Raw genomic sequence first — 25525 nt, 5'->3', positions numbered from 1 at the left:
CGGGGGTGATCAGATATCAAACAACAAGCGAGCTGGATCTTCCAGCGCTTCTTTCATCGCCACCAAGCCCAAGACAGCTTCGCGGCCGTCAATGATGCGGTGGTCGTAAGACATCGCGAAGTAGTTCATTGGGCGAACCACCACTTGGCCGTTTTCCACCATAGCGCGGTCTTTGGTCGCGTGCACGCCAAGAATCGCTGACTGTGGTGGGTTGATGATCGGAGTCGACATCATGGAGCCGAAGGTGCCGCCGTTAGAGATAGAGAAGGTACCGCCAGTCATCTCTTCGATGCCCAACTTACCGTCACGGGCTTTCACGCCGAATTCAGCAATCTTCTTCTCGATTTCTGCAAAGCTCATTTGGTCAGCGTTGCGCAGAATTGGCACCACCAAACCGCGTGGTGAACCCACAGCGATACCGATGTCGAAGTAGCCGTGGTAGACGATGTCGTTGCCGTCCACAGAAGCGTTCAACACTGGGAATTTCTTCAAGGCGTGCACTGCCGCTTTGACGAAGAAGCTCATGAAGCCCAACTTGCAACCGTGTTCTTTTTCGAACTTGTCTTGCATGCGCTTACGCATATCCATGACCGGAGCCATGTTGATTTCGTTGAAGGTTGTCAGGATGGCATTGGTCGATTGGGATTGCAACAAACGCTCAGCCACGCGAGCACGCAGACGTGTCATAGGCACGCGTTGCTCTGGACGGTCACCCAAGGCCACAGAAGGTGCGGCCACTTGTGCCAACACTTTGGTAGGTGCGCCTGTAGGAATCACAGCAGCAGTTGACTGCACGCCACCGGCCACAGCAGACAACACATCACCTTTGGTGACGCGGCCGTCTTTGCCAGTGCCAGTCACTGAGCCAGCGGCCAAGTGGTTGTCTGCCATCAGCTTGGCAGCTGCTGGCATTGCTACGCCAGCTTTGCTGGCAGAAGCTGCTGCGGCGGCTGCAGGAGCAGCAGCGGCTGGTGCGGCGGCAGGTGCAGCTGCGGCGGGGGCTGCGACAGCGCCCACTTTGCCATCGGTGTCGATGCGGGCGATGAGCTGCTCAGCAGCCACGGTGCCGCCATCGGCGACCACAATTTCGCACAACACGCCAGCAGCAGGTGCAGGCACTTCGAGCACAACTTTGTCGGTCTCGATGTCGATCAAGATTTCGTCAGCAGCGACTGACTCTCCCACTTTCTTTTTCCATTGCAGCATGGTGGCTTCGGCCACGGATTCAGACAGCTGTGGAACTTTTACTTCGATGATTGCCATGTTTATCTCTCTTTATTTGAGTGTTCGTTTCAACGATTTATTTGGTCAGCACAAAGCCTTTGAGCTTGGCGAAGGCACCTTCGACGAGCGACTTTTGTTGCTCTTGGTGCAAGTGTGAGTAACCCACGGCAGGCGACGCAGAAGCGGCGCGGCCAGAGTAGCCGAGCTTTTGGCCGGGCAACATGTTTTCGTGGATGTAGTGCTGCACGAAGAACCATGCGCCTTGGTTTTGTGGCTCGTCTTGCGTCCACACCAATTCAGTGGCGTTGGGGTACTTCTTGAGTTCAGCCGCGAAAGCTTTGTGTGGGAATGGGTAGAGCTGTTCGGCGCGCAAGATAGCGACGTCGTCAGCACCCAACTCTTCACGCTTCTTGACCAAGTCGTAGTACACCTTGCCTGAACACACCAACACGCGTTTGACTTTGTCAGCCTTGAGCGCTTTGTTTTCAGGAATGATGGTTTGGAACGAACCCTTGGTGAATTCAGACACAGGCGATGTTGCGTCTTTGTTACGCAGCAAGGACTTGGGTGTGAAGATGATCAAAGGTTTGCGCAAGTCGCGCACCATTTGACGACGCAACACGTGGAAGATCTGGCTGGCCGTGGTGGGCTGCACGATCTGCATGTTGGTGTCAGCAGCCAATTGCATGAAGCGCTCGAGGCGTGCAGAGCTGTGCTCTGGGCCTTGGCCTTCGTAGCCGTGAGGCAACATGACGGTCAAGCCGTTCACACGGCCCCACTTCACTTCGCCAGAGGCGATGAACTGGTCGATCACCACTTGAGCACCGTTGGCGAAGTCGCCGAACTGGGCTTCCCAAATCACCAAAGTGTTGGGATCGTTAGAGGCATAGCCATATTCAAAGCCGAGTACAGCTTCTTCAGACAAGATCGAGTCGATCACGGTGAATGGGGCTTGGTTTTCAGTCACGTGTTGCAGAGCAACGTAAGTGCCTGTGTCCCACTTTTCACGCTTTTGATCGTGAATCACAGCGTGGCGGTGTGTGAACGTGCCACGGCCGCAATCTTCACCTGACAAACGCACAGGGTAGCCGCTGGCCACCAAGGATGCGAAAGCCATGTGCTCGCCCATGCCCCAGTCGACGTTGACGTCACCACGGCCCATGGCTGCGCGGTCGTCGTACACCTTTTTCACCAACTGGTGAGGCGTGACAGATTCAGGGATGGTGGTGATCTTCTCAGCCAAACGCTTCCACTCAGCCATTGGAATGGCTGTGTCAGCAGCATCAGTCCACTTCTTGCCCATGAAGGGTGACCAGTCCACCGTGAACTTGGTTTTGAAGTTGCTCAACACCACATCGCCGACGTGCTTGCCTGCATCCAAAGCGGCGCGGTAAGCCTTGGCCATGTCGTCGCCCAATGTGTCGCCCAAGCCTTGTGTGGCCAACTTGTCGGCGAACAGCTTGCGGGTGCCAGGGTGGGCGGCGATTTTTTTGTACATCAGCGGCTGAGTCAGCGCTGGTGTGTCTTGCTCGTTGTGGCCGAGTTTACGGAAACACACGATGTCCAACACCACGTCCTTGCGGAAGGTCATGCGGTACTCGAGGGCCAACTGGGTGGCCAACACAACAGCTTCTGGATCATCACCATTGACGTGCAACACGGGTGCCTCGACCATCTTGACGATGTCGGTACAGAACACGCTTGAGCGCATGTCGCGTGGGTCAGAGGTGGTGAAGCCGATTTGGTTGTTCACGATGATGTGCACGGTGCCGCCAGTGGTGTAACCACGGGTTTGGGCCAAACACAAAGTTTCTTGGTTCACGCCTTGGCCGCCGAAAGCAGAGTCACCGTGGACCAACACGGGCAAGACTTGGCTACCTGTTGGGTCATCGCGGCGGTCCATACGTGCGCGCACGGAACCTTCGACGACAGGGTTGACGATTTCCAAGTGTGACGGATTGAACGCCAAAGACAAGTGCACAGGGCCGCCTTTGGTGGACACGTCAGAGCTGAAACCTTGGTGGTATTTCACGTCACCGGCTGGCAGCTCTTCGGGCGCTGTGTGATCAAATTCTGCAAACAAATCTGAAGGCAGTTTGCGCATGGTGTTGACCAGCACGTTCAAACGGCCACGGTGGGCCATACCGATTACCACTTCTTGCACGCCTTTGATACCAGCTTGCTGGATCAGTTCGTCCATCGCGGCGATGAAGCTTTCGCCACCTTCAAGTGAGAAGCGCTTTTGGCCCACGTATTTGGTGTGGAGGTAACGCTCCAAACCTTCAGCGGCGGTCAAGTTCTCGAGGATGGTTTTCTTTTGGTCTGAGTTGAAGTTGGGTTTGCTGCGAATGCTTTCCAACTTCTCTTGCCACCAACGCTTTTCACCCATTTCGGAGGTGTACATGAACTCTGCGCCCAAAGTGCCGCAGTAGGTTTCACGCAAAGCGTTGAGCAATTCGCGCAAGGACATGGTGTTCTTGCCGAAGAATGTGTTGCTGGTATCGAACACGGTTTCTTGATCGGCATCGGTGAAGCCGTAGAAAGCGGGATCGAGGTCAGGAATATTGGGACGTTCAGTGCGCTTAAGTGGATCGAGGTCAGCCCAGCGTTGGCCCACGTTGCGGTAAGCGGCGATGAGCTGCTGCACAGCAGTGCGCTTGCGGCCCATTTCGGCGTTTTCGCTGGCCATGACGACTTTGGTACCGCCAGCTTTGGCGCGTTCAGCAAAGGCATTGATGACGGGCAAGTGAGGCACGTCTTTGGCGTTCGAGCCATCGACTGCGGGCACATGCGACAGCGCATCGAAGTACTCGCGCCACGAGTCGGGCACGCTACCAGGATTGGCTAAATAGTTTTCGTACATCTCTTCGACGTAAGGGGTGTTGCCCCCGAAGAGATGGGTATTGCCTGAATAGGCTTGATAGACGGTTGTCTCACTCATTTGCGCTGACCTCCGTTTCCCTGCAGGAAACATTAGTTGGTTGGAAAAAAACCTCCACGACACGGCTGGACCGGATAGCGGATGCGACTGTGATCAGGATTGACCTAGTGCATCCAGGATTGTGCCACCGAAACCCTAGCCGTGCGGGCCAAATCAAACGATTTGGTCTTTGATTTGTTGCAATGCGGTTGGATCGTCGATCGTGGTCAAGTCACCGGGATCACGCTTCTCGCAAACAGCTTGGATGGCACGGCGCAGCAATTTGCCGCTGCGTGTCTTAGGCAAAGCGGTCACAAAGATCACGCGAGATGGACGAGCCACAGCACCAAGCTGGTTGTCCACCACCTTCATGACTTCAGCTTCCAAGGCTTTACGAGCCGCATCGTCGGTCAAGCCCGACGTGTCTTTGGCGATGGCAAACGCCATGGCCACCTGGCCTTTGAGCTGATCGGCCACACCGACCACCGCCACTTCGGCGATGTTGGGGTGGCTAGAGATGCTTTCTTCAATTTCGCGAGTGCCCAAGCGGTGACCCGCAACGTTGATCACGTCGTCAGTACGGCCCAAGATGAAGTAGTAGCCGTCTTCGTCACGCACAGCCCAGTCGAAGGTGCTGTAAACGAGCTTATTCGGTACAGTCTTCCAGTAGGTGTTGACGAAGCGGTTGTCGTCGCCCCAAATGGTTTGCAAGTTGCCGGGAGGCAGTGGGCCTTCGATGGTCAACACACCTTTTTGGTTAGCGCCTGTGAGCTCTTCGCCGGTTTGATCGTCGACCAACTTGACGTTGTAGCCATACACCGCCTTGCCAGGTGAACCGAACTTACTAGGTGCTTTCTCCACACCGTTACAGATGGTCAAGATTGGCCAGCCGGTTTCGGTTTGCCAGTAGTTGTCAATGATGGCTTTGCCATTCAGACCTTCTGAAATCCACTTGGCGGTTGGCTCGTCGAGCGGTTCGCCCGCCAAGAACAAGGCTTGCAAGCTGGACAAGTCGTACTTGGTCAACAAAGCGGGGTCTTGCTTTTTCAGCACACGGATGGCCGTGGGCGCGCTGAACATGACATTGACTTTGTATTTCTCAACCAAACTCCACCAGATACCGCCGTCTGGACGGATGGGCAGGCCTTCATACATGATGGTGGCCATGCCGCCAATCAGAGGGCCGTAGATGATGTAGCTGTGGCCAACCACCCAACCGATGTCGCTGGTACAGAAGAAGGTACCGCCTGGCTTGCCTTGGTAGATATTGGGGATGCTGGAAGCCAAAGCCACGGTGTAGCCACCGGTGTCGCGTTGCACGCCTTTAGGCTTACCCGTGGTGCCCGACGTGTACAAGGTGTAGCTGGGGTGAGTGGACTCGACCCACTCGCAAGCCACTACCGTGTCCATGTGCTTGGCGCGCTCGGTGGCGTAGTCCACATCGCGACCAGCCACAGGCGTGAAAGCGGCCAATTTGCGGTCCACCATGATGACGTTGGCAGGCTTGTGTGCAGACAGCTTGATGGCTTCGTCGAGCAATGGTTTGTAAGGCACGCCTTTGCCACCGCGTGAACCTGCGTCGGCGCTGATGATGACTTTGGGTGACGCATCTTCAATGCGTGTGGCCAACGAGTGAGACGCAAAACCACCGAAGACCACCGAGTGGATCGCGCCCAAACGGGTACAAGCCAACATCGCGAATGCTGCTTCGGCAATCATGGGCATGTAGATCAAGACGCGGTCGCCTTTGGTGACGCCCAAGTCTTTCAAAATCGCAGCCATGCGTTGCACTTCAGCGTGCAAGTCGCGGTAGGTATAGGTGTGTTCTTGGTTTGTTTCTGTTGAAACGAAGATCAACGCAGCTTGGTCAGCGCGGTCTTTGAGATGACGGTCTACAGCGTTGTGGCAGAGGTTGGTTTTGCCACCCACGAACCACTTGGCAAAAGGAGGGTTGTTGTAATCGCAGATTTGTTGTGGAGGTGTTTCCCAATCGACCAATTTGGCCTGCTCAGACCAAAAAGCGTCGCGGTCCTCAATGGAACGGCGGTGAAAATCTGCGTACGCAACCATCTATCTCTCCTAAAAACGAATCTGTACTGAATTCATAATTATGAGAAGGACGGACTTGCAACAAGCTGACTTTTCGGCTGGGTAAATACCCTTCCCCGAAAATTTTTTGCAGGTTTACTTGACCAGCGCCTGAATTTCTTTGAACGGATCGGCCTCTGCCGTGCGCAGCCATTCAAACAGCACCATCTCAGTCGTCACCAGCTCAGCGCCTGCACCAGCCAAGCGGTCAAACGCGGCATCGCGGTTGCGCTCGGTACGTGAACCGCAAGCATCGGTCACGACCCAAACTGAGTATTCCTCTTCCAGCAAATCCAAGGCGGTTTGTAGCAAGCAGATATGCGCCTCGCAGCCTGCAATGACGATGCTTTGCCGCGTGGGCTCTTGCGGCACTGCTTTTTGCAAATGCTTGGGCAAGCTGCGGGCGTTGCCTGCGGGAGCACGTGCTGCGGGCCGCAACAGTTCGCTCAAACCATCTGGACAAGCGCTGAAGCTCATCTTGGGAATGGTGCGGCGGCACAAGGCGCGCAACTCGGCTTGGTTTTGTCCTAACTTGTCAGGATTTTGCTCAGTGCCATAGGTCGGCACTTCCATCCAATGCGCGGCTTGCGCCAAACGCATGGCGTTGGCCATGACCAAATCGGCTTCAAAAATGGCGGGCATCAGGCGCGCTTGGTAGTCCACCAGCACGAGTTGGGATTCTTGGTCGTCGAGCAACATACGCAATACAAATAGGTGTGTGTAAAGCACCAAGTATCGACGATGCTGAATCTGACACCTGTCAATACCGTTTACTTAAGGATTAACCCTAGTTAAATCAACGACTTACGTGAGTCATTTGATCATTTTTAGTAGATAAACCCGTTAGAATTGTTGGTTATGTTGAAACGTACCCTCCTCATTCTCTGCTGCGTCGCCAGTGCACATGCTGCACCGTCGAACAACGCCGCAGACGACATTGAGCGCTATTTGGCCGAGCGCGGCATCGTCGCGCAGATGGACCAAATGCGCCAATCCGTGGGAGATACGGCAACAGATTTGGTAGGCAACGCTATGAACTTCCTCGGCGTTCCATACCGCCGCGGCGGCACCAACGCCAGCACTGGGTTTGACTGCAGCGGCTTTGTTCGCTCCATGTTTGAACAAACCGTGGGCAAGGTTTTACCCCGTCGCGCCAGCGAGCAAGCTGCCGTCACCGAAAAAATCGACAAGCAAGACTTGAAGCCCGGCGACTTGGTGTTTTTCAACACCATGCGTCAAACCTTCAGCCATGTGGGCATTTACGTGGGTGACAACAAATTCATCCACTCACCACGCTCAGGCAAAAGCGTCCGTGTTGAAGACATGCGCGACGCGTATTGGGATCGCCGCTTCACGGGCGCGCGTCGCGTGCCTGCCACTGGCAACGACAACTAAGCGTTTGAAACGCTGAGCGCTAAAAGCGCTCACCCTCGGCCAAATAGCGCCAAGCGCCCTCTTCCAAATCCCCCAAGCTCACCCGCCCTAAGCGGATGCGACGCAGCGCCAAAATTTCCAAACCAGCAAGGTCGCACAAATAAGCCGCTAAACCCAATTGCGATCCCTTCACAGCTAAACGCAGCTTGCTACGCTCGGGGTTGGCACTACCCACACTGATTTTGAAATCAGGCAACCGCAGGCGTTCATCGCGCATGGCGCGTTCAATCGGACGCAAGGCATCCGGCAACACCTCACCCCGCACATCGACGATCAGCTCTTGCTCGATGAAGGCCATGTCTTCCATCAGCTTGCGCTGCACGCGGAAGTCTTGGGTAAACGCCACCAACCCGCTGGCCTCGTATTCCAACGGCACGCTGGCATCGAGCTTGGTCAAATGGCTTTTTAAAAAGCGCACACCGCTGTGGTCGTGCTTGCTGTGCTGCTCAGGGGTGAGCAAGCTTCGAACGTTTTGGGGGCCTCTGGGTGCACGAACTGGTGCACCAGCTTTCCCCGCTGCCACTGAACGAGCAACAGGCTTCTTGACGGGCAAAGGCTCTAAGCCATCGGTCCACCCCGCAGGCTTGTTCAAAATAAGCGTGACCGACATGAGGTTGAGCAAACTGGCATGCGCATCCACCGCCACGTTTTGCGTGGTCACACGAAACTGCGGCTCTTGCACCACCACACCGTCCACGCGCGCAAAGCCCGCTTCGATGTATTGTTCGGCTTCGCGACGCGAACAGTCGCGCAGTTGCATGATGCGTTTGGAAAGGCGTTCACCTTCGGCTGGGCGTTCGCCCACGGATTTGCTGGAATTCATAAGAGCTGAATCCTCCCACAGTTAATCGTTGTATCGTTCACCCATTCAATTCTTTGTAGAGAGTTTTCATTGAACCTAGCCCATTTGCTCAGACGCATGGCGTGTCAGTTCCCCGCACGACCCGCAATCTTTCACGGCACACAGGCTGTAGCAACTTACGCGCAATGGTCACAACGCTGCGCGCATTTGGCCCAACAGTTTCAAGAGGCTGGCTTACAGCAAGGCGACCGCATCGCCATTTTCATGCACAACCACCCGCGCTACCTTGAAGTGATGTTTGGCGCTTGGTGGGCAGGCTTAGCCGTGGTACCCATCAACGCCAAACTTCATGTGCGCGAAGCGCAGTGGATCATCGACAACGCGCAAGCCAGCTGGGCTTTTGTTGGGGCAGACGTCACCACCGACACCGGCGAACAATTACAAGGCTTGCAGCGCGTCATCGATGTGGACAGCCCAGAAGCCTATGCCCTTTGGGCTTTGCCTCACTCTAGCAATGAACCACCGACAAAGCCCATCATCGAGCGCCAACCAGACGACCTCGCTTGGTTGTTCTACACCAGCGGTACAACGGGCCGCCCCAAGGGCGTGATGATCACTCACCGCAATTTGATGACCATGGGTCTCGCCTACTTCACCGATGTAGATGCGGTGGCTACCCAAGACGCCATCGTCTACGCCGCCCCCATGTCACACGGCGCTGGCTTGTACGCCATTCCGCATTTGATGGCTGGTGCACGTCATGTGGTCCCAGCTTCTGGCGGCTTTGATGCAGCGGAGTTGTTTGAACTCTGTCAGTCTGTTGGGCCGCTTTCCATGTTTGCAGCCCCCACCATCGTCAAACGCTTGGTCGATCACGCCGAACAAACATCACTCACGCCACAAGACTGCGAACGCGCTTTCAAAACCATCGTCTACGGAGGCGCCCCCATGTATGCCGCAGACATTCAGCGCGCCCTGCACATCATGGGCCCACGCTTTGTGCAAATCTACGGTCAAGGCGAAAGCCCGATGGTGGGCACGGCTCTGTCGCGCTTTCATTTGAGCGACAGCACTCACCCCGAACACGCGCAACGCTTGGCGTCTATCGGCGTTGCCCAGACACCAGTGCAAATCCGCATCACCGACGAACAAGGCCAAGACTTGCCTTTGGGCGAAGTAGGCGAAGTGCTCATCAAAGGCGACAGCGTCATGGCAGGCTACTGGCGCAACCCTGAAGCCACCCAAGCCGCCATTCGCGACGGTTGGTTATTCACAGGCGATATGGGCTGCTTAGACGCGCACGGGTTCCTCACCCTCAAAGACCGTAGCAAAGACCTCATCATCAGCGGCGGCTCCAACGTCTACCCACGCGAAGTGGAAGAAGTGTTGTTGCAAGCTACAGGTGTGAGCGAAGTCGCCGTGGTCGGCGCACCCGACCCCGAGTGGGGCGAAGTCATCGTCGCCTTTGTGGTTCTGCAGCAAGGTAGCGCATTAAGCGCCCAAGACCTAGACGCGTATTGCCTCAACGAAATTGCCCGCTTCAAGCGCCCCAAACGCTACGAGCTAGTCGACAGTCTGCCCAAGAACAACTACGGCAAAGTGCTGAAAACCGAGCTGCGCCAAAGACTCGCCCAGCCCTAGTGGTATGGTGCTGCCCCATGCACACACAAATAGATCACCTCGTCATCGTTGCCCAAAGCCTAGAACAAGGCGTGCAATGGTGCGAAGCCACACTGGGCATCACACCCGGACCCGGCGGCGAACACACGCTGTACGGCACACATAACCGCTTGTTCAAAGTGGCCTCGCCCGCTAACCCGATGGCCTATGTCGAGATCATCGCCATCGATCCCAAAGCCGTGCGTCCCAAACGTGCCTGCCCCACGCGTTGGTTCGACATGGACAACCCCGCCCTGCAAAAGGCCGTGGCCAAAGAGCCGCGCTTGGTGCACTTTGTGGTCAACACGCCCGACATCCGCGCCGCACGCATGGCCATTCGCATGCAAGGTATTGACCGTGGCCCCGCCATCTCGGCCAGCCGCCGCACCAACCGCGGCACGCTCAACTGGCAAATCTCGGTGCGTGCCGATGGTCAGCGCTTGTTTGACGGCTGCATGCCCACCCTCATTCAGTGGGGCAAGCCCGAAGCCACCGACCCACTCAAGCTCCATCCACGTAACACCCTCACCCGCTCAGGCATCACCTTGCAAAGCCTTGAAGTGGTTCATCCAAGTTCTGCAAAACTGCAAGCGGCTTATGACGCAATTGAGCTCAACCGAGTGAGCGTGACCGAAGGCCCTGCCTGCCTCAAGGCCACACTGCAAACACCAAAAGGATTGATCGTTTTATCAAGCGACGGTATTTGATGATTACCCATAGAAAAAGCCCCTTGGATCTCCCAAGGGGCTTTTTCTTATTTAAGCGTCAAGAATTACTTGAGGCTAGCTGGCGTCATTTCAACCGCTTTGTCCATCGCTTTAGATTTGGCTTCCATCGCAGTGTCTTTGGCTTTTGACTTTGTTTCTTCTTTGGCAGTCTGCGCTTTTTCTTTCGCTGAACTCATCGCCTCATCCTTCATGGTTTTGGCTTCGGCCTTTGCATCATCTTTGGCTGCTTTCACTTCGTTTTTCAGATCAGCCTTCAATCCATCCAACATGCCAGCAAACGAGGCGTTTGAAATCAACAGAGCGCAGATCAAGAGAATTTTGTTTTTCATTTGAATAATTTAATAATGACTCTTTGCGAAAGTGCAAAGTAATTAAATTTTATTCATTTGATGCGGAATTTTTACAAAAGTTAAACGAGTTGATATCAATAAGAAATGGATTAGCTCTTCATCTTGTGAACTTTGGCATAGGCAGCCCACAGCTTGTGCTGCATCTCACAGCCCTCCATCATCAGCCCAGGCGCTGAGATACCCATGAAGCGGTCTGTCTGCATGATGAGCGCATGCGCTTGCTCAAACACACCCGCGCCAAACAGTTGGCGAATCGCACCCACATACGGCGCGGTGTCACCACGGTCTGTGAGCAACACCAAGGTTTCGATGCACGCATACACCGCGCGTCGCTGTTGTGGGATTTGGTCAAAGTGGCGAATCCACTCGCAGCCTTCCACCGTGGCCGACTCATCACCGCAGGCCAAGGCCAATAAGGTCTTGAGTTCACCCACACGCAAGTCAGCCCAGAAGCTGCCTGCGTCTGCGGCCATGCCAATCAAGCCCGCCACGGGCCGCTCATCGGCCAAGTTGGATTCGTTCAACGAGGCCAACAAGTCTGAGCACTCTTCGTTGTCGAGGTCGGTCAAGTTGAGTATGGCCTCGCGCATCTCGTTGGCGATGCTGTTGTTCTCAAAGTCGAGATCGTCCACGGGGTAAATCTCAGACATGCCCGGCACGAGCACGCGGCAGGCATACACGCCCAAGTGCTCAAAGTCAGCGATGTAAATGTCAAAGCCATCTTCATGCATGCGCTTCACACAATACGCATAGTCTTCAGGCGTGGTGTTGGCAAAATTCCAATCCACAAACACGTAGTCTGGAATTTGGCCCAAGAACTCCCAGTGAATCACGCCACTCGAATCAACGAAATGAATTTCGATGTTCGGCGCACTCGCTGCCTCGTCCAAATCAAACGTGGGCGCAGGGAAGCCGCCCAAGCTATCCAACGCGCGGCCTTGCAGTAGCTCGGTCAATGCACGCTCCAGTGCCACCTCAAAACGTGGATGCGCACCAAAGCTGGCAAAGCAGCCTTGGTCTTCAGGGTGCAACAAGGTGACGTTCATCACGGGGTACTTACCGCCCAGCGAAGCGTCTTTCACCAATATGCCAAAGCCAGCCGCGCGCAAAGCAGCAATGCCTGCGGCAATTCGCGGATAGCGGTTGATGACCGCTTCTGGCACATCGGGCAAACAGATGCCTTCGCTGATGATCTTGGCTTTCACATGACGTTCAAAAATCTCAGACAACGCTTGCGTGCGTGCCTCTAGCGCGGTGTTGCCCGCGGACATGCCGTTACTCACATACAAGTTGCCAATGATGTTGACGGGAATGTAGGCCGTCTCGCCATCGCGCTGGCGCTCATAAGGAATGGCGCAAATGCCGCGCTCCACATTGCCCGAATTGAAGTCAACTAAATTGGCGCAGTCGATGTTGCCTTCTGGGTTGTAAAACTTGTGCAGCTCAGCATTCAGCAAGCCCTTGGGCCAAGAGCCATCTTCGGTCAAATCAAACCAACGCTCTTGTGGGTAGTGCACAAAAGAAGCATCTGCCGTAAGGGGGCCGAGGTAGAAATGCGTCCAAAAATAATTCGTGGCTAAGCGTTCAAAGAACTCACCCAGCGCACTGGCCAAACACGCCATGCGAGTCGCCCCTTTGCCATTGGCAAACAAGGCGGGGCAATCGCGGTCGCGGATGTGGACAGACCAGATGCCATCGACGGGATTGAGCCAACTTTTCTCTTGGATGTGAAACCCCATCGCCTGCAACTTGGCCTGCATGGTGTTGATGGTGGATTCGAGTGGCGCGTCTTTGCCAAGAATAAAACTTTGAGTGGGCACGGTAAATCGCTTTTAAAAACAGCAGGGGCGCCCTAGAGCTAACACTATATTGTGAGGCCTGAGCTACCCCGTCACAGGCTGGGGTTTTCGCTCAAAGCCTTTGCAAAATGCTGCGCATTCAGTCGTCTTTGGGCAAGGTGGCCAACAGGGCCATGCCTGCGGCCATCACACCAGCCGTCAGCCACAACGCACCTTTGAACGTGCCTGTGGTCTGCGCCATGTAACCCGCCACCACAGGGGCCAGCATTTGCGCCGCACCATAGCTGAGCGTGAGTTTGGCCATGGCTTTGCCTGGGTTGTTGGGCGCCCTGCGACCCACCAAGGCCAACGTCATGCTCACAATGCCAATAAACGTCGCGCCATAGCCCACCGCCCCAGCCAACGCAGCCCACAACTCACCCGACATCGCGGGCAGCATGACCGAAAGCGTTTGCAAACCAAACGCCAACAGCAAAGCCCGCTTGTCACCCACGCGCCGCGCTACCAAATCCCAAATGAACACCGCGGGCATGGCGGCCAATCCCACCATCGCCCAAGCCAACGGGCCTTGTCCTGCGAGGGCTGGCTCGCGCTCCACAATCGCCACCGTGAAAGTGGCGCTGATCACAAAGCCCCAACCCGCCGCAAAGTAGCTGGTCAGCATGGTCCACGCCCAGCGGCGTGAGCCCAAGCCTGCTGCAGGCGCTGCGTCATGCGACACCACCACCTGCGGCGGCACAGGCGGACGCCACTTCCAAGCGGGCACAAAAAACAGCAAGCCCAGCGCCGCAAACGCCAACCATTGGTCCGACCATGTGGGCCACACCTGCGACAAGCCCCACGCGCCCATGGCCGAAACCACAATGCCCAGCCCCAAGCCAATGAAATACAAACCCAACTCAGGCCTGCGGCCTTGCCGCATCAGCCAACCCAAGATCAAGCCAGAGCCCAGCAACATGCCGGTTGCGCCACACAAGCCACCGATGTAACGAATCAAAGCCCAAGCAGGCATCCACGTGGTCAGCGCCATCGCGGCCACCGTGACCAAGGCCATCCATAAGCCCGCGCTGTACAGCCAATGCCGCCAGCGCACATCGTCAATCCAAGTGGCAGCCAACGCACCTGTCATGTAGCCCGCATAGTTGATGGCTGCCAAGCCGCCTGCGGCAGCGTCGGTTAATCCGGTTTGCGTTTGCAAGCTAGGTAGCAGCGGCGTGTAGGCAAAGCGCGCCATGCCGATGGTTAACACCAAGCCGCAAATGCCGCCTGTGAGAACTTGCCAAGGATGAAGGTGTTTGTGCGACATGGGTGAGCGAAGTATGCCGCGCACGCAGGCACTCAGGGCCGAAATGCTGTCACGCGGGTGCGCGATGCATCAATCTCTTGCGCCTTTTGGCTTTGCAAAGCCAGCATCCACCCAAGCCTGCGCCGTGTTGCGGTTGAGCTTGTAGCCTGCGTCCACACGCACTTCGGCCAGTGTGTCACCGCCCTCGTCTTGCGCGCTGAGTGTGGCGTAGGGGTTGTCGTCATCTGGCACGATGTCTAGCAGCACCGTGATGCGGCCATCGCGACCATTCACCGTGACCGACTGGTGCAGCGTGGCGTGCAACTGCTGCTCGCTGCGGCGCACAAACTCGGAGGCGGTTTTCACCAAGGTAATGAAGGCGTTGCCGTCCAGCGGCTTGGGGTTCTTTTTGTCGCGGCCCATGGTCCACGGGCCAATCAGTGCGGCTTCAGATTCGCCGTCTTTGAACATGGCCACCGCCCAACCGTCGTCATCGTCGTTTTTGATGACCTTGGCCGTCCATGTTTCGTTTTGCCAGAGGCGTGGCTCTTGCGCGAAGGCGTTGTCGTCAATGGCGTCTTGGGTGTTGTCGTCTGTCATTGTTGTGCAGGCATGGCGTCAAACCATGCGTTGATGTCTTTGGGGCTGGTCAAGGTGCGCACATGTTGGTAGGCGGCCTCGGCGTCGGGGTAGTACTTGCGCAAAAAATTCAGCCATTGTTTCAAGCGGCCCGCTTGGTGACGCTCGCTCACATGGCCCGACACGATTTGCCAAAACGTGTGCAGGTGTGGCGGCAGGTCTTGCCAGCGTACTTCGGGCGCGGGTGCGGGCAAACCATTTGCAGCAGCGTCATGCGCTTGGATGGCCCAGCCCAGTCCAGGGTTGGTCACAATGCCGCGGCCCAGCATCAAATTAAAACAACCCGACTCAGCACGCGCATTGAGGGCGTCTTGCACATTCCAAATTTCACCATTCGCCACCAACGGTGTTTTCACCTTCGCTTTGATATCGGCAATGCGGTGCCAATGCGCGGGTGGTCTGTAGGCATCTGCTTTGGTACGGGCGTGCACCACTATCTCGCTTGCACCACCCGCCTCTAACGCCAAGGCGCATTCTTCGGCGGTGCTGTCGTCGTTAAAGCCCAAGCGCATCTTGGCGGACACAACTTGGTGGGCAGGCACAGCGGCGCGGACGGCTCGCACAATTTGGTACAGCACTTCTGGGTCTTGCAGCAGCACCGAACCACCGCCGTGGCGGTTCACTTGTTTGGCAGGACAACCAAAGTTCAAGTCCACCCCATCACAGCCCATGCCCGCCACACGCGCGGCGTTGTCAGCCAAACATTGGGGGTCTGACCCCAATAACTGTGGGCGCACAGGAACACCCGCAAAGGTGCGGCCGCCGTTGGTCAGCTCGGGCACGATACGCAAAAACGTGCGCTCTGGCAGCAAGGTATTGGTGACACGGATGAACTCCGACACACAGCGGTCTACCCCACCAATGCGGGTCAGCACATCGCGCAGCACAAAGTCGAGCAAGCCCTCCATCGGGGCAAGAATGAGCATGGGTTCGGGAGTTTGAAAAAGAAGGCTGCGAGCAGCGAAGTCTGTACTCTACCTAACTCCAAGCAAGGGGCAGTTTTACTGGGACAATAGCGGTCTTATCTGTTTACCGAAATTCCCCCTTTCCATGTCCGATCTGACAACTGTTGAAGTCCGTCCCGCAACCATGCGCGACGCCGCCAAAATCGCCGAGCTGTACGCCGCCACCGCCAAAGAAGCTTTCAAAACCATGCAAACAGGCGCCAAAGTGCTGCCTGTGCCCGAAGAAAAAAACACCGTTTACTGGCGCGAAGCCATTGAATACGCCGAACCCCAAGTGCAAGTCGCCGTTGACGGCAGCAAGATTGTGGGCTTTGTAGGCTACGACCGCTCACGCGACAAAGGCACACCCAACACCCTCGGCGAAATTTGGGACATCTATGTGGATGCCGCCTATTGGGGCCAAGGCGTGGGCCTGGCTTTGTGGGACGCTGCTCGCGAAGGCCTGCAAGAAGAAGGCTGCACCCATGTGTCCATCTGGATTCCCATCGCCAACGACCGCGCCATGCGCTTTCATGAGTTGGCTGGCTTCAAACGCGAAATGTCCAGCGCCAAGACCGTGCCCATGGGTCCTGTCAAGGTCGAAGAGATTCGCCTAAAGCAATCGCTTTAATTTCTCAACTACTGTCATTCAACAAGAGTTTCACGTGTCTGAACACTACGCCGCCTTAGGTCTCAAAAGCGATGCCACGCTGTCGGACATCAAAAAAGCGTTTCGCCAAAAAGCCTCGCAGTTTCATCCGGACCGCAACAGCGACCCCGATGCGCCTGCGCGTTTTCGCGAAGTGCAAGAGGCCTATGACGTGCTGTCAGACGACGACAAACGCAAAGCCTATGACGACAACCGCCGCCGCAACCTGCTGGACGACCCCGCACAAACGGCCCGAGAAATTTGGCAAGGCTACTTTCAGCAAGTGCTGAACCGGACATAAACAACCATGAGCATTTCCCCATTCTTCCAAGAGCTGCGCTCTGCCTACCAAGCCGAGTTGGACGACCTCAACTCCGACTCCGAAGGCCAATACATCCTCGACAAACGCTTGGCTGAAAAACGCAAAGAGCTGGACTTTTTGTTGCAGATGATGGACCTCAGCCCCGAAATGGTGGCCGTGGTCTTGCACCAAGCCTTTGAGTTTCACGAGCCCGAGTTGATGGCCCACTTCATCACCCGCGATGCCGACGATTTGCTGAGCTGGGATGCCTTATCTGAAGGCGTGCGCATTGCACCGTGGGCACAACCTATGGTGAATCAAATCTTGGCCGAGCCCGTGGGCGCTTGGTTCATGACCGTGGCCGCTGCACTCGAATACATGCACGGCACGCCAATGCGAGCCAGCGCACAGTCAAACGACGCTGATGCCGATGAAGATTTGCAAAACGTCGAGCGCGGCGACCAAGCCGAGCACGACGAAGAGCGCGAAGCCCGTGAACGCGAAGAAGCAGGCAACGCGTGGATGGTCGAACAAGGCTTTGACAGCAAAGAATAAGGAACCGTCATGACCGACAAAACCAATGCCATCGCACTGATTACCAAAACACAAAGCCTCATCGCCGCTGGCGACATCACAGGCGCAGAAGCTGCGTTGGTCGAGCTGGCCGATGCCGAGGGCGATCAAGCCCTGATGGTGGTGCTAGAGCAGCTGCCGCCCAAAGACATCTTGGCTGTGATTCGCGAGTACGACACCTCCAAAGAATCGGTCATCAACCTGCTGGTCACGCCCGAGCAATTTGCTCGCGCCGTGGTGATTGAAAAACAATACAAAGACCTCACCCGCACCCACCTGCGCGGCATGATGAACTCCATCATCTTTCGCGAAGACGCAGACACGGTTGAGTTCCTCACCGCCATTGGCGACCTCGAAGGCGGCGCTGAAGCGTTGGCCGACTACTTCAGTGAAAAGTGGAGCCGCATCGAAGCCTTTGCCCGCACCGGCACTTTTGACACCATGGAAGACGACGGCGACATGCTGTCTGAAAGCGCCCTGCTCGGCTCGGCCTATGTGAAGCCCCGCGTTGAAGAAGACGAAGTGGCCGACCAAGACTGGATGCAACTCGCATGGATCTTGCGCCACAAAATTCCAGACCTCTTCATCGAGATGCTGCTGGTGCTGCGCGCCAAAGCACGCGCCCACGATGCTGGCCTGTCTGAAGAAGACGAGGAAGAAGACGATGGCAAGGTCGAAACCAGCGCCACCGACCGCGGACAAGCCACACCCGCCGCGCGTGACTCTGACGAAGAATCTGCCATCTAAACCTACAGACCATGACGCAATCTATTGTTGCCCTTTTTGATGACCGCCCTTTCTTTGAAAAGGCCGTTGCCTACGGCGTGCAACACGGCGTGTTGGACCAACCCAAACTAGACGCCATCCAAACCGATGCACCCAAAGGCATGGTGCAAATCGCGCGTTACTTTGGCAGCGAATTCTTGCGCCCCGAGCTTGAAAAAGCCAAGGACCGCATCGTCAACATGGTCAGCCTCACGCTGCAAATTCAAAGCGGCGGTGACTTGCGCAAAGCCGCCGAGCACTTGCGCGAGCACTCGTTCATGTCACGCTCCAAGGCGGCATCAGACATGCTCAAAGCCCTCATCGTCATGCCGCAAAACACGCACTTTGGCATGAACGAGCATGGCGGCTTCAGCGACAAACACATCCCGCAATTGGCAAAATGGTCGCTGTGCAATCTGGCGGAGTACCAAGCCGAGCTGGCCAAGCGTCAACAAGTGGCCCACGTCATCGACGCCGCCATTTGGATGGCCGACGAGCTGGGCCTGCACGCCGACGATTTAGAAGAAGCCGGCTGCGATGCCGAAGCCGTCATTCGCACCGCCTTGTTGGCAGCAGCCACCAAACACAAAGAAATGCCAGACTGGGTGGCCTTTCAAAAAATCATCGCCACCCTGCGCAAACCCAGCGCCACCAAAGCCATCAACTTGGCTGTGCCCAAAAACTTGCCTGCCGAATTCAAAGCCGCAGTCGAGCAAGTGCGACAAAGCATCGAAGCCGACTTGCCCAAAATTTTGGACAGTGCCATCACATGCCAAAAGTTGTTCAACCAAACACCCGCTTTTGTGGGGCGCTACTTTTGGGTGGAAGACGGTTTGTCCGAGGTCGACCACTTTGACCGCCAAACCTCTGCCGCGTGGACCAAAGCCACAGGCGGCCACAGCGACGACAGCTCGTTGCTCACCCTCTTCTTGTGCATCGCGACAGGTAGCACAGGCAAAACGCTATTGACCGAAAAAACTGCTGCCACGCTGATTCGCAAAATTCGTAAATCAGGGGTGCAGCCCGAGTTGGCCACCGCGTTCATTCAAGCCAATGCTCCGGCTGAACACCAAGACGATTACATCGACATCTGGGAAGCCTTCATAGACGAATCGCTAGACACACTGGCGAGCGACCACGACTACAAACTGCATGATGCACTGTCGCTGCTCAGGAGAGAGTGCAATGTGGCTGAGTAAGCGTTAGAAACGATAGCCTAAGCGCAGGCCGTAAGCCCGACCGTCTGAAGATAAGTGCTTGGTTAGAGATGCATCATGCTGATCTGTATTGGCTTGTGACATTTGCAACACAGTAAACACGCCATAACCCCAATCCCTGCGCCAACTCAAAGAAATATTGGTCGTTACGAAATGTGGCACACCTGAATAGGAAGAGACAAAAGCTGGAGTACCAGATTGCAATGCGTAATTGGTTTGATCTATGACTAAGTCATAAATGACATGTGATGCTGACAAAACATCGCGCGCGTTAATTTGATAGTTGGCTTCTAGGCTCACTGCTTTGTAGTTTTGTACCTCATCCAGCTTTACATAGTTGACCACATCACGCATGTTTCGAGTGAGGTGTCCTGCGTATGTAAAGTAGGTAGCGCGCAAGGCTACTTTTTGCGTTGCATACCAATTCGCACCAAGAAACATCACATCTGAATGCACATCGTAGCTATACGGAACGCTTTGGTTAATAGAGTTTCGATTGCTTGAAAAATCATCACGCAATAACCCAACTCGAAATTCTGTTCCATTTCGAAGATTGGTTGCACTCAATGCCAAACCCGACTTGGTATGACTCGTGATGGTCGAGTATGAAGCCAAAGTAATCGTCGGAGATTCATCTGATGCGTAGTTAAACCAAAGAGGTCTATACACACCGGCAATCGCTTGCAAACTGTAATCTGCAACGATGAAATTAGCATAGGTCTGAACGCCCGGCGCGGAACCCTTCGCAAAATTCAAAGGTTGAATAGAGCAAAACGGATTGTTCTCGCGTACCCAAGGTGAATCGACGTCATACGTACGACACCAACTAATTTTCGGGTCTACCACACCCAGTTTTACGCCGTAAGTGTGAAACGCCCAATCCACACTGGCTTCATCCAAGCGACTACCTGTGGATTGATCACTGCGGTATTTCATGCTCAGCAAGGTATCTCGTCCCACACGAAGCGCCCCTTCAAATCGCAACCACTCTGAAGGATTTCTGTAATGCCAAACTGGATAACTATTAGCCAGCTGCAAGCGCGACAAAGATTTCATATTTGCCGTGGTGTCTTCATTGGCAGAAGTATGGATACGCCACGCGTCCACGCCCACTTGCAAGGTATGACTGCCCACCACATCATCAGCCCATTGGTGCTCTGTTTCTATTGCTATCTGTGCAAATGCACTGCCTGTAAAAAGACAAATCAACAAAGCTATTTTTTTTAGAAACATGGCGCCACCTTTTCGTTGTTGATGGGCTTAGAGAGGTAGCCAAACGCGGGGCTGTTTTTTTCTAAACATTGAAGCATCTCGCGTTCGTCCGTGACGAGCTTCAAGTTACGCTGAACAATTGCGCTGCGTCGCGCCAACATTTGCATCGCGGCAGAGTTCAACCCTAAGGTGTGAAGCGCGCTGGTAGACAACGCCTCTTGGCCTGGCATAAAGCAAGCAAACAAGGGCTTGCCTGAAACGCGAATGGGGTAACCAGAATAGGCTGCTAATAAATCGTCTAGGGAAACATCAATCGTGCCATTGACTGAGGCCATCGAAAAAGACATTTCATTGCTGCTTTGAGCCGCTTCGGCTTGAGGCATCTTTGAGCAGTGCCAAATGGCCGTTTCAATTTCCGATGCTTCTGCATGTCCCAACATGACCGACAATGCCATGATGATGATTCCGTGATTGGTTCTACGATTTAAATTCATGAGTAACGACAAATATGAGCTACAAAGTATTAAATCATGATCATCTGTGAATTTCAAATTCTTTTTTATACAAAAAGAAACAAATTAATCGTTTTTAAATTCAATCAATGACTCATGCTGTGTCGCAACTCCGCGCTGCGCGTTTAGCGCGAAGCGTCAAACCCTTTTTAGCCCGCGGCGGCCCCAAAGGAGAACGCTGCGCCGGCTGCCGCTTGGTCCCCTCGCATTGCCTCTGCGCGCTACGCCCCAACGTGCCCACGCGCGCAGGCATGTGTTTGCTCATGGCCGACATCGAGCCGCTCAAGCCCAGTAACACCGGCTGGCTCATTGCCGATGTAGTGACTGACACCTTTGCATTTGGCTGGGCACGTACCGAAGTTGACCCTGCACTGTTGGCGCTGTTGAACGACCCACAGTGGCAACCGTATGTGGTGTTTCCTGCTGAGTTTGCAGATGACGCACGCGTGGTGCATGAGGTGACGCACGACGCAGACACGCGCCCTGTGAAGCGTCCCTTGTTCGTCCTGCTTGACGGCACATGGGACGAAGCACGCAAGATGTTTCGCAAAAGCCCCTACCTGCAAAACTTGCCCGTACTTAGCCTGCACCCCGAACAACTCTCACGCTACAAACTGCGTCGCGCCCAAAGCGAAGCACACCTGTGCACCGCCGAAGTGGGTGCGATGTGTTTGGCACTGGCTAATGAAGCCCAAGCCGCCGAAGCCCTCAACGCCTACTTTGAAGTCTTCACCGAGCACTACCTCAAAGCCAAGCAACAACTCCCCGTCGATTTGACGGATGACGCGCATGTGCGATTGCAAACAGCCTCCCACTTCGCGTGAACGACAATCAAGACTATGGCTATTCAATGGTTCCCCGGACACATGCACCTCACGCGCAAAGCGATTGGGGAGCGCATCAAAGAGATTGACGTCGTCATCGAAATGCTCGACGCCCGTTTGCCCGGCTCTAGCGCCAACCCAATGTTGGCCGAGCTGATCAAAAGCAAACCCGCGCTCAAGATTTTGAGCAAGCAAGATTTAGCCGACCCCGCTCGTACAGCCGTATGGCTAGCCCACTACAACGCCATGCCCGGCGTGCGCGCCATTGGTCTAGACACCAGCATGACTTCCCCCGCCAAAGCGCTGATTGACGCCTGCCAACAACTCGCCCCCAACCGTGGCGGCATGGTCAAACCCATGCGCGTGCTCATTTGCGGCATTCCCAACGTCGGCAAATCCACCCTCATCAACACACTCAAAGGCAAACGCGCTGCCAAGACGGGTGACGAAGCCGGCGTGACCAAAACAGAACAGCGCATCGCCTTGGCCGATGACTTTTATTTGTACGACACCCCCGGCGTGCTGTGGCCGCGCATCATCGTCGAGCAAAGCGGCTTCAACCTAGCGGCTAGCGGCGCGATTGGCGTGAACGCGTTTGACGAAGAAACCGTCGCGCTTGAGCTGCTCAACTACCTCATCCCGCACTACCCCAACGAACTCAAACAGCGCTACACCATCGACGACGTGGCCAGCCACACCGACGAAGAAATGCTCGAGGCCATTGGCCGTAAACGCGGGGCGGTACAAAGCGGTGGGCGCATCAACCTCACCAAAGCCGCGCACATCGTCATTCACGATTTCCGCACCGCAGCGCTAGGTCGCGTCACGCTAGAAACGCCGGATGAATTTGCGGCTTGGTTGGCCGAAGGAAAGATTGCCGATGCAGAGCGTGCGGTTCGCAAAGAGGCGATTGAGAAAAACAAGAAAACGGCATTCAAATCTAAGAAGCGTTGAGATCAGACACACATGACACAACGCCTAGACACACCTGACAAAGAAGCCATCGCCCTGCTTCCAGAGTTTCCTCGTTTGGGGCTTGACCGCATCACTTTGGTCAACACAGGCAAACAAGCGCAGCAGGCTCACGATGCATTGATCACCTCACGTGCTTGGGGCTTTGACACTGAATCGAAGCCCACCTTCCGCGTAGGCGAAGCGTCTGACGGCCCGCATGTGTTGCAGCTCTCCACGGGCGAACGTGCATGGGTGTTTCAGCTACACGACCCCGAGTGCCGCGCTGTGGCTGCCGACTTGTTAGCGCGCGAAGGAATTGCCAAAGCAGGCTTTGGTTTGGGTGACGACCGCAAACGCATCATCCAAAAATTTGGCGTCGAGCCAGCGGGCATTTTGGAGCTCAACACCATTTTCAAAGCTCAAGGCTATCGCAAAGAAATGGGCGTCAAGGGCGCAGTGGCTGTGCTGTTCAACCAGCGTTTTCAAAAGTCAAAGAAGGCAGCCACCAGCAACTGGGCCAACCTGCGCTTGAGCGAATCACAGCTAATCTACGCGGCCAACGATGCCTACGCAGCTTATCGCGTGTGGGAAGCCCTAGGCATTTAGGCATCTAAGCCTTGAATACACGCCAGCGGCGTGTCTCGTGTGTGTCTTGCTAAACAACACACCCTCCCTATGATGAATTAAATTGGTCCAAGACAAACCAATGATTCATTTCAGGAGAACACTTTGCGCATCGCTACTTTTAAGCTCAACGGCCAACGTCATGTGGGCCAAGTTTCTGCAGACGGTCACCACGTCACAGCTTTTGCACTTACCGAAGATCAAGCGCACCTCGGCGCTCAGCCCATCATCGATGCGCTCGTCGCTGGTCATGCGCTGCCAGCCTTAGTAGGCACACCGCACGACATCACGCATGTTCATCTCGAAGCGCCCTTGCCTGTGCCACGCCGCAACGTTTGGTGTGTAGGCCGCAACTACCACGCACATGCCAAAGAGCTGCAAGCCTCGGTCTTCAAAGACAGCAACACCGACACCAAAGCGTGGCCCATCGTCTTCACCAAAGTGCCCGAGTGTGTGGTTGGCCCAACTGACGATGTGCACCTGCCAGGAGCAGCCATCTCTGACCAAATCGACTACGAAGCAGAGTTGGCAGTGGTGATTGGCAAAGGCGGCAAGAACATCAGCCAAGCCGATGCCATGAGCCATGTATTCGGCTACACAGTGGTCAACGATGTGACCGCACGCGACGTGCAAATGCGCCACCAACAGTGGGACATGGGCAAGTCGTTTGACACCTTCTGCCCCATGGGCCCATGGATCGTTACTGCGGACGAAGTCGATGGCCGCAACACCCGCGTACGTTGCTGGGTCAACGGTGAGCTGCGCCAAGACGGCCCCACAGAAAACATGATCTTCGACATTCCCACGTTGATCGAAACCATCTCACGCGGCATCACGCTCTACCCCGGCGACGTCATTGCCACAGGCACACCTGCTGGCGTTGGCATGGGCTTGACACCACCCCGCTACATCGCCAAAGGCGATGTGATCCGCGTCGAAATTGACGGCGTGGGCAGCATCGAAAACCGCTTCGTTTAAAACTATAAAAGCAGGCAAGCATTCGCTTGACCTGCTAACAAACAACCGAAGGAGACAAGACATGAAACTGCGTCGATTGATTCATGCGGGGCTTAGCGTTGCAATGGCCACAGCGTGCAGTCTTAGCGCCTTTGCTCAGACCTATCCCACAAAACCCATCACGATGGTCGTGCCGTTTCCGCCGGGCGGCGTGGCTGACACGGTGGGTCGCCCAGTGGCAGAGGCCATGTCGCGCTTCTTGAAGCAACCCATCGTGATCGAAAACAAAGGCGGCGCAGGCGGTGGCATTGGCATGGCGCAAGTAGCCAAGTCCAAGGGCGACGGCTACACCGTGCTCATGTCGTTGTCTTCATTGGTGGTGCTACCAGAAGCAGACAAGATTTTGCAGCGTGCGCCGATGTATCAGTTGAATCAGCTCAAACCTATTGCACGCTTCACTGCCGACCCCACCGTGCTGGTGGTGCGCAGTGACAGCCCTTGGAAAACCTACGCCGAGTTCATCGCTTACGCCAAGGCCAATCCAGGAAAAATTTCGTTTGGCTCGTCTGGCAACTACGGCACCATGCATGTGCCCATGGAGCAGCTCAAAGCCACCACCTCCACCTTCATGCTGCATGTGCCCTACACCGGCGCAGCGCCTGCCGTGATGTCGTTGCTCAGCGGGCAAATTGATGCGGTGTCCACAGGACCCGCGAGTGTGAAACAACAAATTGCAGCAGGCCGTTTGCGCGCCTTGGCGCATTGGGGTGATGGCCGCTTGGCCAGCATGCCTGAGGTGCCGAGTTTCAAAGAGCTGGGAGTGCCCATTCAATACTCCCAGTGGTCAGGCTTGTTTGTGCCCGCGGACACACCTGCTGCCGTGGTGGACAGTTTGCGCCAAGCCGCTAAGTTTGCGGTGCAAGATGCCCGCGCTGTAGGTGCGTTGACCGCCTCTGGCACCTCATTCATGTACCAAGACGCTGCCGACTTTGAACGCTTTGTGCAAGCCGATGCCAAAGACATGAGCGCACTCGTCACGCGCATTGGCAAAGTAGATTAACGGAG

General features: G+C 55.5%; 25 protein-coding genes. 13 read left to right on the top strand and 12 right to left on the bottom strand.

Going from position 1 to position 25525, the window contains the following annotated elements; genetic code table 11:
- Nucleotides 1-9: 9 nt before the first annotated feature.
- The 4 genes from odhB to B9Z35_RS05180 form a co-directional block, all read right to left on the bottom strand.
- Nucleotides 10-1263, bottom strand: a complete 1254-nt coding sequence (gene odhB / locus B9Z35_RS05195) for a 2-oxoglutarate dehydrogenase complex dihydrolipoyllysine-residue succinyltransferase (RefSeq protein WP_108282553.1) — start codon at nucleotides 1261-1263, stop codon at nucleotides 10-12.
- A 37-nt stretch (nucleotides 1264-1300) separates the two neighbouring features.
- Nucleotides 1301-4165 carry a 2-oxoglutarate dehydrogenase E1 component gene (locus B9Z35_RS05190; RefSeq protein ID WP_108282552.1) on the bottom strand — a complete coding sequence of 955 codons (2865 nt, stop codon included), beginning with the start codon at nucleotides 4163-4165 and terminating at the stop codon, nucleotides 1301-1303.
- A gap of 153 nt (nucleotides 4166-4318) precedes the next feature.
- On the bottom strand, nucleotides 4319-6214 hold the full coding sequence (locus B9Z35_RS05185) for a propionate--CoA ligase (RefSeq protein ID WP_108282551.1): 1896 nt from the start codon (nucleotides 6212-6214) through the stop codon (nucleotides 4319-4321).
- Nucleotides 6215-6328: 114 nt separating this feature from the next.
- On the bottom strand, nucleotides 6329-6931 hold the full coding sequence (locus B9Z35_RS05180) for an isochorismatase family protein (protein WP_108282550.1): 603 nt from the start codon (nucleotides 6929-6931) through the stop codon (nucleotides 6329-6331).
- Nucleotides 6932-7090: 159 nt separating this feature from the next.
- On the opposite strand from B9Z35_RS05180, the gene B9Z35_RS05175 reads away from it, so the two are divergent.
- Nucleotides 7091-7627 (top strand): C40 family peptidase, encoded by a 537-nt coding sequence (locus B9Z35_RS05175; RefSeq protein WP_108282549.1) that lies wholly within the window; start codon nucleotides 7091-7093, stop codon nucleotides 7625-7627.
- A 19-nt stretch (nucleotides 7628-7646) separates the two neighbouring features.
- Here B9Z35_RS05175 and B9Z35_RS05170 read toward each other — a convergent pair whose 3' ends face one another.
- Nucleotides 7647-8489, bottom strand: coding sequence for an RNA pseudouridine synthase (locus B9Z35_RS05170; protein ID WP_108282548.1), 843 nt, complete (start codon nucleotides 8487-8489; stop codon nucleotides 7647-7649).
- 69 nt (nucleotides 8490-8558) lie between these two features.
- Here B9Z35_RS05170 and B9Z35_RS05165 point away from each other — a divergent pair, with 69 nt between their 5' ends.
- Both B9Z35_RS05165 and B9Z35_RS05160 read left to right on the top strand, forming a co-directional pair.
- Nucleotides 8559-10109, top strand: a complete 1551-nt coding sequence (locus B9Z35_RS05165) for a class I adenylate-forming enzyme family protein (protein WP_108282547.1) — start codon at nucleotides 8559-8561, stop codon at nucleotides 10107-10109.
- A 17-nt stretch (nucleotides 10110-10126) separates the two neighbouring features.
- Nucleotides 10127-10834 carry a VOC family protein gene (locus B9Z35_RS05160; protein WP_108282546.1) on the top strand — a complete coding sequence of 236 codons (708 nt, stop codon included), beginning with the start codon at nucleotides 10127-10129 and terminating at the stop codon, nucleotides 10832-10834.
- Nucleotides 10835-10899: 65 nt separating this feature from the next.
- Here B9Z35_RS05160 and B9Z35_RS05155 read toward each other — a convergent pair whose 3' ends face one another.
- From B9Z35_RS05155 to B9Z35_RS05135, 5 genes are all read right to left on the bottom strand, one after another.
- The gene (locus B9Z35_RS05155; RefSeq protein WP_108282545.1) at nucleotides 10900-11184 is read right to left on the bottom strand and encodes a hypothetical protein; all 285 of its coding nucleotides are present in this window, start codon (nucleotides 11182-11184) and stop codon (nucleotides 10900-10902) included.
- Between the two features lie 110 nt (nucleotides 11185-11294).
- Nucleotides 11295-13025: a 30S ribosomal protein S12 methylthiotransferase accessory factor YcaO gene (gene ycaO / locus B9Z35_RS05150; RefSeq protein WP_108282544.1), complete on the bottom strand. Its 1731-nt coding sequence runs from the start codon at nucleotides 13023-13025 to the stop codon at nucleotides 11295-11297.
- A gap of 118 nt (nucleotides 13026-13143) precedes the next feature.
- A complete protein-coding gene (locus B9Z35_RS05145) occupies nucleotides 13144-14310 on the bottom strand; it encodes a YbfB/YjiJ family MFS transporter (protein ID WP_108282831.1) in 1167 nt (388 codons plus the stop codon).
- 69 nt (nucleotides 14311-14379) lie between these two features.
- Complete coding sequence (locus tag B9Z35_RS05140; RefSeq protein WP_108282543.1) at nucleotides 14380-14889, bottom strand: hypothetical protein; 510 nt, start codon at nucleotides 14887-14889, stop codon at nucleotides 14380-14382.
- Complete coding sequence (locus B9Z35_RS05135) at nucleotides 14886-15854, bottom strand: tRNA-dihydrouridine synthase (RefSeq protein WP_108282542.1); 969 nt, start codon at nucleotides 15852-15854, stop codon at nucleotides 14886-14888. The genes B9Z35_RS05140 and B9Z35_RS05135 overlap by 4 nt, the downstream gene beginning before the upstream one ends.
- Nucleotides 15855-15987: 133 nt before the next feature.
- Here B9Z35_RS05135 and B9Z35_RS05130 point away from each other — a divergent pair, with 133 nt between their 5' ends.
- The 5 genes from B9Z35_RS05130 to B9Z35_RS05110 are packed head-to-tail and all read left to right on the top strand — an operon-like array spanning nucleotide 15988 to nucleotide 19359.
- A complete protein-coding gene (locus B9Z35_RS05130; protein ID WP_108282830.1) occupies nucleotides 15988-16503 on the top strand; it encodes a GNAT family N-acetyltransferase in 516 nt (171 codons plus the stop codon).
- A 34-nt stretch (nucleotides 16504-16537) separates the two neighbouring features.
- Nucleotides 16538-16822 (top strand): DnaJ domain-containing protein, encoded by a 285-nt coding sequence (locus tag B9Z35_RS05125; protein WP_108282541.1) that lies wholly within the window; start codon nucleotides 16538-16540, stop codon nucleotides 16820-16822.
- Nucleotides 16823-16828: 6 nt separating this feature from the next.
- Nucleotides 16829-17377, top strand: a complete 549-nt coding sequence (locus B9Z35_RS05120) for a hypothetical protein (RefSeq protein ID WP_108282540.1) — start codon at nucleotides 16829-16831, stop codon at nucleotides 17375-17377.
- A 9-nt stretch (nucleotides 17378-17386) separates the two neighbouring features.
- On the top strand, nucleotides 17387-18142 hold the full coding sequence (locus B9Z35_RS05115) for a hypothetical protein (RefSeq protein WP_108282539.1): 756 nt from the start codon (nucleotides 17387-17389) through the stop codon (nucleotides 18140-18142).
- Between the two features lie 11 nt (nucleotides 18143-18153).
- Nucleotides 18154-19359, top strand: coding sequence for a hypothetical protein (locus tag B9Z35_RS05110; RefSeq protein WP_108282538.1), 1206 nt, complete (start codon nucleotides 18154-18156; stop codon nucleotides 19357-19359).
- A gap of 3 nt (nucleotides 19360-19362) precedes the next feature.
- On the opposite strand, the gene B9Z35_RS12860 is transcribed toward B9Z35_RS05110, so the two are convergent.
- Both B9Z35_RS12860 and B9Z35_RS05100 read right to left on the bottom strand, forming a co-directional pair.
- A complete protein-coding gene (locus tag B9Z35_RS12860) occupies nucleotides 19363-20610 on the bottom strand; it encodes a hypothetical protein (RefSeq protein ID WP_146178946.1) in 1248 nt (415 codons plus the stop codon).
- Entirely contained in the window at nucleotides 20601-21044 is a 444-nt protein-coding gene (locus B9Z35_RS05100) for a hypothetical protein (protein ID WP_108282536.1), read from the bottom strand. Before B9Z35_RS05100 ends, B9Z35_RS12860 begins: the two co-directional genes overlap by 10 nt.
- Nucleotides 21045-21190: 146 nt before the next feature.
- On the opposite strand from B9Z35_RS05100, the gene B9Z35_RS05095 reads away from it, so the two are divergent.
- The 5 genes from B9Z35_RS05095 to B9Z35_RS05075 all read left to right on the top strand — a co-directional run bounded on the left by B9Z35_RS05095 (nucleotide 21191) and on the right by B9Z35_RS05075 (nucleotide 25520).
- Nucleotides 21191-21925 carry a tRNA-uridine aminocarboxypropyltransferase gene (locus B9Z35_RS05095; protein ID WP_108282535.1) on the top strand — a complete coding sequence of 245 codons (735 nt, stop codon included), beginning with the start codon at nucleotides 21191-21193 and terminating at the stop codon, nucleotides 21923-21925.
- Between the two features lie 15 nt (nucleotides 21926-21940).
- Nucleotides 21941-22879 (top strand): ribosome biogenesis GTPase YlqF, encoded by a 939-nt coding sequence (ylqF, locus tag B9Z35_RS05090; RefSeq protein WP_108282534.1) that lies wholly within the window; start codon nucleotides 21941-21943, stop codon nucleotides 22877-22879.
- Between the two features lie 12 nt (nucleotides 22880-22891).
- On the top strand, nucleotides 22892-23485 hold the full coding sequence (locus B9Z35_RS05085) for a 3'-5' exonuclease (protein WP_108282533.1): 594 nt from the start codon (nucleotides 22892-22894) through the stop codon (nucleotides 23483-23485).
- A 123-nt stretch (nucleotides 23486-23608) separates the two neighbouring features.
- Entirely contained in the window at nucleotides 23609-24481 is an 873-nt protein-coding gene (locus tag B9Z35_RS05080; RefSeq protein WP_108282532.1) for a fumarylacetoacetate hydrolase family protein, read from the top strand.
- Nucleotides 24482-24542: 61 nt separating this feature from the next.
- Entirely contained in the window at nucleotides 24543-25520 is a 978-nt protein-coding gene (locus tag B9Z35_RS05075; protein WP_108282531.1) for a tripartite tricarboxylate transporter substrate binding protein, read from the top strand.
- Nucleotides 25521-25525 lie beyond the last annotated feature (5 nt).

Origin of the sequence: Limnohabitans sp. Jir61, from assembly GCF_003063545.1 — a bacterium.
In the GTDB taxonomy this organism is placed as follows: domain Bacteria; phylum Pseudomonadota; class Gammaproteobacteria; order Burkholderiales; family Burkholderiaceae_C; genus Limnohabitans.
The sequence above is the reverse complement of the archived record's forward strand: the minus strand, read 5'-3'. Positions and strand labels throughout refer to the sequence as shown.